We start from the raw sequence: 6,539 nt of genomic DNA on the forward strand, positions 1-6,539 counted from the left end.
ATCCCCGCCGGACCGTGCTCGCCGCCGCCCTCGGGGCCGCGGCCGCGGTGGCCAGCGCCGGCACCGCGCAGGCGCGCGGCAACCCCGGCGAGCGCTGGTTCGTCAAGCGCCGCCTCAAGGCCATGAGCCTGGAGGAGAAGGTCGGGCAGCTCTTCACCACGTACGCCTACGGGCAGACCGCCGACACGACCGCCGCAGCGGACGTCGCGAGCAACCGGACGGCGCACGGCGTCGACAACGCGGCCGAGCTCGTGGAGACCTACCACCTCGGCGGGATCATCTACTTCGCGTGGTCGAACAACGTCGCGAACCCCGACCAGATCACGGCCCTGTCGAACGGCCTCCAGGACGCGGCCCTCGCCGACTGCGGCACGCCGCTGTTCATCGCCACCGACCAGGAGCACGGCCTCGTCACCCGCATCGGCCCGCCCGCGACGCAGCTGCCGGGGGCGATGGCGCTGGGCGCCACCCACGACCCCGAGGCCGCCCGCGCCGCGGCCGTCATCGCGGGCAAGGAGCTGCGGGCGATGGGCCTGAACCAGAACTTCGCGCCCGACGCCGACGTCAACGTCAACCCCGCCAATCCCGTGATCGGCGTGCGCTCCTTCGGGTCCGACGCCGAGCACGTCGCGTCGTTCGTGGCCGCCCAGGTCGAGGGCTACCAGGCGCGCGGCGACCTCGCCGCGACGGTCAAGCACTTCCCCGGGCACGGCGACACCGAGGACGACAGCCACGCCGAGCTGCCGCGCATCGACCACACCTACGAGGAGTGGCAGGCGATCGACGCCCCGCCGTTCCGCGCCGCGATCGAGTCCGGTGTGGACCTGGTCATGACCGCGCACATCCAGTTCCCGGCCCTCGACGACTCGCTGCGGCCCGCGACGCTCTCGGAGGACATCCTCACCGGACTGCTGCGCGAGGAGCTGGGCTACGACGGCGTCGTCATCACCGACTCGCTGCGGATGGAGGGCGTGCGGGAGGGCTACGGCGACGACCGCATCCCCGTGCTCGCGCTCCTGGCGGGCGCGGACATCCTGCTCATGCCCGAGCACATCGACATCGCGTTCAACGCCGTCCTCGACGCGGTCGCCAGCGGCGAGCTTCCCGAGCGGCGCATCGACGAGTCCGTCACCCGCATCCTCGGTTTGAAGTACCGGCTCGGGCTCTTCGGGAACCCGTACGCCGACCCGGACAAGGTCGACGACGTCGTCGGGATTCCGGCAAGTATCGAAGCGGCCCAAGCGCTCTCGGACCGGACGACGACCCTCGTGACCAACGACGGGACGCTGCCGGTGCAGACCGACGGCGGGTCCGTGCTCGTCACCGGCTGGGGCGTCACCACGGGCGCGCGCCTGGCGGCCGAGTTCGCCAACCGCGGCTGGAGCCCGACGAGCCTGGTCACCGGGACCGCGCCGACGCAGGCGCAGATCGACGCGGCCGTGGCCGCCGCCGCCGGCAAGGGCCTGATCGTGGTGTCGGTCAACGGGGCCAAGGCGAACCCGAGCCAGGTGACGCTCGTCCAGGCGCTCGCGGCCACGGGCGTGCCGGTGGTCGCGCTCGGCGTCCAGAACCCGTACGAGATCGCGTACTTCACCGACGACGTCAACGCCTACCTGGCGACCTACTCGTACTCGCTCGACGGGCTCGAATCGGCCGTCCGCGCGATCCTCGGCGGCGTCAATCCAGCCGGGCACCTGCCGGTCGACATCCCGCGCGCCGAAGACCCGGCGACGGTCCTGTTCCCGTTCGGCCACGGCCTGAGCTACTAGGAGAACATCGTGAAGCGCAGGATGGTCATCGGCGGTGCCGTCGCCGGCGCCGCACTCGCGGCCACGGCCGCCGCACCCGCAGCGGCCCACGGCGGGCGGCGGGTCAGGACCGGCGTGGAAGTGCTGGCCCGCAAGGACTTCCGCGACCTCTCGGGCCAGAAGGTCGGCGTGATCTCGAACCCCACCGGGGTGCTCCCGGACCTGAGCCACGAAGTGGACCTCATGCACTCCAGCGGGAAGGTCGACATCGCGGCGGTCTTCGGGCCCGAGCACGGGTTCCGGGGCGTGTCGCAGGCCGGGCAGGGCGAGGACTACTTCCTCGACGCCAAGACCGGGCTGCCGGTGTACAACGCGTACAACGACATGGACCGGATGGCCGAGCTGTTCGCCGAGACCGGGATCGAGACCGTGGTCTTCGACATCCAGGACGTGGGCGCGCGGTTCTACACCTACATCTGGACGATGTACCTGGCGATGGAGGCCGCCGGGCAGCTGGGCCTGCGGTTCGTCGTCCTCGACCGCCCGAACCCGGGGTCGGCGCTCGCCGCGAGCGGGCCGGTGCTCCACCCCGAGCACGCGACGTTCGTGGGGCTCAAGCCGATCGCGCAGCGGCACGCGATGACCGTGGGCGAGCTGGCGCGGCTGTTCAACGGCGAGTTCCTGGCCGGGGCCGTCGACCTCACGGTCGTCAAGATGGAGCACTGGCGGCGCGGCATGTACTTCGAGGAGACGGGCCTGCCGTGGGTGCCGCCGTCGCCGAACATGCCCACCGTGGACACGGCCGTGGCCTACCCGGGGACGTGCCTGTTCGAGGCCACCGCGCTGTCGGAGGGGCGGGGCACGACGAAGCCGTTCGAGTTCCTCGGCGCGCCCGGGATCGACCACGCGTGGTCGGAGGCGCTGGAGGGGCTGCCGGGCACTGCCTTCCGTGAAGCGTATTTCACCCCGTCGTTCTCGAAATGGTCCGGAAAGGTCTGCGGCGGCGTCGAACTGCAAGTCACCCGCAGGGATGAATTCGATCCGATCAGGACGGCGCTGGCGATGATCGTCGCGCAGCGGCGGGCCTTCCCGCAGTACGGCTGGCGGTCACAGGACGTGACGTCGTTCTGGCTGGACAAGCTCACGGGAAACCAGGCGGTCCGCCTCGCGATCGAGGCCGGCGCGGACGTCGACGAGGTCACGACGCTGTGGGCCGACGAATTGGATGCGTTTTCCGAGCAAAGAGAGTCGTACTTGCTCTATCGCAGCACCGCTCAGTGATGGCACGATAACCAGGAGACACGATGCAGCGTCGAACCATGCTCGGGGGCGCGGCGGGGGTGCTGTGGTCGGCGCTCGCGCTCGCCTCCCGCGCCAACGCCGAGGAGCGCCCCTCAATGCCCGAACTCACCGGCCCGCCGAGCGCCGGGCCGTACGACGTGACCTTTCCCGAACATCCGCGCGAACTGCGCTACGGGCCCTGTTCGGAAGCGCGGTTGACCGCCGCCCACGTCGACCTGATCACCCCGAGACTCAAGTCCTATATGGAGGGTTCTGCGCCCTCGTTCCCCGGGTTCACCGTCCTGGCCGCGCGCCGCGGCGTCGTCGTCGTGCACGAGGCCGGCGGGCACCGGCTCCGCTACTCGGGCTGGGACGACGAGACCGAGACCGCGGTCGAGCTCCCCGAGTCCGAGCGCCTCCCCGCCGAGACCGGCACGGTCTACGACCTCGCCTCGATCTCGAAGCTGTTCACCGCCGCGGTGACCGGGCGCCTCATCGACGACCACGTGGTGGACCTCAAGGTCCCGGTCGTGGAGTACCTGCCGGAGTTCGACTCCGCCGACCCGGCGAAGTCCCCGATCACACTGGAGCAGCTGCTCTCGCACACCTCGGGGATGATCTCGTTCATCAACCTCTACAACAAGCCCGACGACGCGGCCCGCATGGCCGCGATCTACGCGCAGCCGCTGCGCCGCGTCCCCGGCAGCGGCTACGAGTACTCCGACCTCAACCTCATCGTCCTGGGCAAGGTCCTGGAGCGCGTCACCGGCCAGCGCCTCGACGAGCTCGTCGCCGAGTACGTGTGCGAGCCCCTGGGGCTCAAGGACACCGGGTACAACCCGGCCGACCGGACGCGGACGGCCGCGACCGAGTACCAGCCGTGGACGGGCCGCGGCACCGTGCACGGGGAGGTCCACGACGAGAACGCGTGGGCGTTCGGCGGCGTCGCCGGGCACGCGGGCGTCTTCTCCACCGCGTGGGACCTGGCGGTGTTCGGGCAGATGATCCTCAACGGCGGCCGCTACGGCGACAGCGAGATCCTCTCCGAGTCGACCGCGCGGATGGTCTTCACCGACATGAACGCCGGGCTCGGCGAGTCCGCGGCGCGCGGACTCGGCTGGCAGCTGGGGCAGCGCTGGTACATGGACGCGATGAGCTCGCCGGTCACGGTGGGGCACACGGGGTACACGGGCACGTCGATCGTGCTCGACCCGCTCGCGGGCACGCTGCTGGTGCTGCTGACCAACCGCGTCCACCCGACCCGCAATAGGGGGACGGCCAGCGCGTACCGGCGGGCGGCCTCGCGGCCGCTGGGCCGGGCGGTGCCGGTGCGGCCCGAGCGCGGCCGGGACGCCTGGTACGCGGGGCAGGTCGACGCGTCGACCGCGACGCTGACGGCGGTGCTGCCGCGGGCGACCGACTGCGCGAGTGCGAGCTTCGCGCTCTGGTACGACACCGAGGCGACCGACCTGGCGGTGCTCGAAGCGAGCCCGGACGGGTCGGCGTGGACGGCGGTGCCGCTGGACCTGCGGACCGAGGACCACTGCTGGCGGACCGAGGGAGCGTTCTCCGGTTTCTCTGGGCGCCAGTGGATCAGGGCCTCGGCGACCCTGCCGGACGGGAGTGTGCGGCTGCGCTGGCGGTACACGTCGGACCCGGTCTACCAGGGGCGGGGCGTGTACGTCGACGACGTGGAGGTGCGCCAGGGCCGCGCCGTCCTCTGGGAGGACGGCGACGGCGTCGAGGCGGTCGGCTGGGAGAAGGTCCGCGATTTAACGGATCGGGTGCGGGGCGTAGCGGTCGGCGAGCCAGTCCATGACCTTGTCGCGCTCCGCGTCGACCACCTTGTGCTCGGGGTGGGCGTCGTACCAGGCGACCACCTCGCGCGCGCCGAGCTTGTAGGGCGTGGTGCGGCGCCCGAACTCGGGGACGAGCGTCTTGACCTTGGTGTTGTCGAAGACCATCGAGTGGGCCTTGTCGCCCAGGAGGCCCGGGCCCCAGTCGGGGTCGGCGGCGGCGATCGCGTCTGAGGGGACGTGCACGAGCAGCGGGTCCGGGACGCCGGCGGCCGCGGCGACGTGGAGGAAGATCTGGTTCCAGGTCGGGGTCTCGTCGCCGGTGATGTGGAAGGCCTCGCCGATCGCGGCCTCCCGGCCGAGGAGCCCGGTGAAGCCGACGGCGAAGTCGCGGGCGTGGGTGAGGGTCCACAGGGACGTGCCGTCGCCGTGGACGATGACGGGCTTGCCGGCGCGCATGCGCTCGACGACGGTCCAGCCGCCGTCGAAGGGCAGCAGGGTCTCGTCGTAGGTGTGGGAGGGGCGCACGATCGTGGCGGGGAAGCCGTCCTCGCGGTAGGCGGCGGTGAGGATCTCCTCGCACTCGATCTTGTCGCGCGAGTACTGCCAGAACGGGTTGCGCAGCGGCGTGGACTCGGTGACCGGCAGGTGCGTGGGCGGGGTCTGGTAGGCCGACGCGGAGGAGATGAACAGGTACTGGCCGGTGCGGCCCGCGAAGAGCTCGATGTCGCGGCGGACCTGCTCGGGGGTGAACACGACCCAGTTGACGACGGCGTCGAAGTGGCGCTCGCCGAGGACGGCGCGCACGGCGGCGGGGTCGCCCGCGTCGGCGGTGAGGACTTCGGCCCCTTCGGGGACGGTGCGCTCTGAGGTGCGGCCGCGGTTGAGGACGGTGACGTCGAGGCCCTGGGCGAGGGCCTCGCGGACGCAGGAGGTGGAGATCCGGCCGGTTCCGCCGATGAACAGCACGCTGACGCTCACGTGAGAACCCTTTCGGTAGGTGGTGGACGGTCCCACCCTAACTCGCGACTTCGTGTCGGACCCCGAGGGCAACGAGGCGTGCGTGTCGACCCTGGGGACCCGCGGCCAGGGCGACTAGGCGGCGGTGTCGGAGGGTCCGGGCACAATCGGGGACGTGAGCACACCTGACGCCGACGTCCCGTGGGGCCGGCCCGCGGTCGCCTCGATCCCGCTGCCGCCCTTCGACTCCCCCGCCGAGCACGTCCGCTTCACGCGGGCGCTCCAGCTTCACGTGGCGCTCGCCGACGAGGGCGCGCCCTCGCTGGCGGCCAAGGTCCTCGCCGAAGTCCTGGGCCAGCAGGGGCAGGGCGCGGAGCTGTCGCCGCTGGAGCTGACGGTCGCCCTGGCGACGTTCTTCCCCGCGCCGTGGACCCCGGCCGCGCTCGCGGCGGTCCTGGCGCAGCGCGGGCGCTTCGGGCCGCGCGAGACCGGCGACGGGGGCTGGAACTGGGAGTACGACCCCGACTTCACCGCCCGCCCGCGGCCCGGCGGCGGCTGGGAGGTCGAGCGGCACGAGCGCGGCACCCGGCGGCCGTACGCGACCCTGGAGCACGAGGACGACCTGGTGCTCATGTGGATGGACCACTCCCACTCGCGGTTCGCCTACCCGTACGGGTGGCGCGCCGACGAGGGCGCGGCCGAGGCCCTGGCGGAGCCGGCCCGGGCCGTCCGGCGCGCGCACGCCGCCGACGCG

General features: G+C 72.1%; 4 protein-coding genes and 1 pseudogene. 4 read left to right on the forward strand and 1 reads right to left on the reverse strand.

Going from position 1 to position 6,539, the window contains the following annotated elements:
• The 3 genes and pseudogenes from DI269_RS14425 to DI269_RS28780 all read left to right on the forward strand — a co-directional run.
• Window positions 1-1,769: glycoside hydrolase family 3 protein (locus tag DI269_RS14425; protein WP_198667438.1), on the forward strand; the 1,769-nt coding region annotated here is incomplete at its 5' end.
• A 21-nt stretch (window positions 1,770-1,790) separates the two neighbouring features.
• Window positions 1,791-3,029, forward strand: a complete 1,239-nt coding sequence (locus tag DI269_RS14430; RefSeq protein ID WP_112136982.1) for an exo-beta-N-acetylmuramidase NamZ family protein — start codon at window positions 1,791-1,793, stop codon at window positions 3,027-3,029.
• 263 nt (window positions 3,030-3,292) lie between these two features.
• Window positions 3,293-4,756: pseudogene (locus tag DI269_RS28780) on the forward strand (serine hydrolase); the annotation flags it as partial.
• A 45-nt stretch (window positions 4,757-4,801) separates the two neighbouring features.
• On the opposite strand, the gene DI269_RS29120 reads toward DI269_RS28780, so the two are convergent.
• Window positions 4,802-5,806 carry an SDR family oxidoreductase gene (locus DI269_RS29120; protein WP_112136978.1) on the reverse strand — a complete coding sequence of 335 codons (1,005 nt, stop codon included), beginning with the start codon at window positions 5,804-5,806 and terminating at the stop codon, window positions 4,802-4,804.
• A gap of 154 nt (window positions 5,807-5,960) precedes the next feature.
• Between DI269_RS29120 and DI269_RS14445 the strand changes: the two genes are divergently transcribed.
• Window positions 5,961-6,539, forward strand: a 579-nt coding sequence (locus tag DI269_RS14445) for a hypothetical protein (RefSeq protein ID WP_157974994.1), incomplete at its 3' end; no start/stop codon positions are given.

This window comes from Glycomyces dulcitolivorans (assembly GCF_003265355.1).
Lineage (GTDB): Bacteria > Actinomycetota > Actinomycetes > Mycobacteriales > Micromonosporaceae > Glycomyces > Glycomyces dulcitolivorans.